Source organism: Clostridium tarantellae (assembly GCF_009295725.1).
In the GTDB taxonomy this organism is placed as follows: Bacteria; Bacillota; Clostridia; order Clostridiales; family Clostridiaceae; genus Sarcina; species Sarcina tarantellae.
Genome location: NZ_WHJC01000671.1, coordinates 1 through 420, shown reverse-complemented (window position 1 = coordinate 420; position 420 = coordinate 1). Strand labels below are relative to the sequence as shown.

Genomic DNA, 420 nt, shown 5'->3' with positions numbered 1-420 from the left:
AGAGCCACAATCTGGTGCTCTACCAACTGAACTACGTCCACCATATGGTGTACCTTTAGGGATTCGAACCCCAGGCCCACGCCTTAGAAGGGCGTTGCTCTATCCAGCTGAGCTAAAGATACACATTCAAATTCTTTTTAAACAACGTTTATTATTTTACATTACCTCAAACTTTCTGTCAAGTCTCTTTAAAACTTTCTGAAAGTTTTTATGGAGCGGGTGATGGGAATCGAACCCACGTAACTAGCTTGGAAGGCTAGGGCTCTACCATTGAGCTACACCCGCATATAATATTAAGTTTAATGGTCGGGGTGACAGGGATCGAACCTGCGACCTCATGGTCCCAAACCACGCGCGCTCCCATCTGCGCCACACCCCGATATGGTGTACCTTTAGGGATTCGAACCCCAGGCCCACGCC

At 47.9% G+C, this 420-nt stretch carries 3 tRNA genes; all 3 read right to left on the bottom strand.

Going from position 1 to position 420, the window contains the following annotated elements:
- Positions 1-45: 45 nt before the first annotated feature.
- Positions 46-122, bottom strand: a tRNA-Arg gene (locus GBZ86_RS16805).
- A gap of 89 nt (positions 123-211) precedes the next feature.
- Positions 212-285, bottom strand: a tRNA-Gly gene (locus GBZ86_RS16800).
- Positions 286-303: 18 nt separating this feature from the next.
- Positions 304-379 (bottom strand) — tRNA-Pro (locus GBZ86_RS16795).
- Positions 380-420 lie beyond the last annotated feature (41 nt).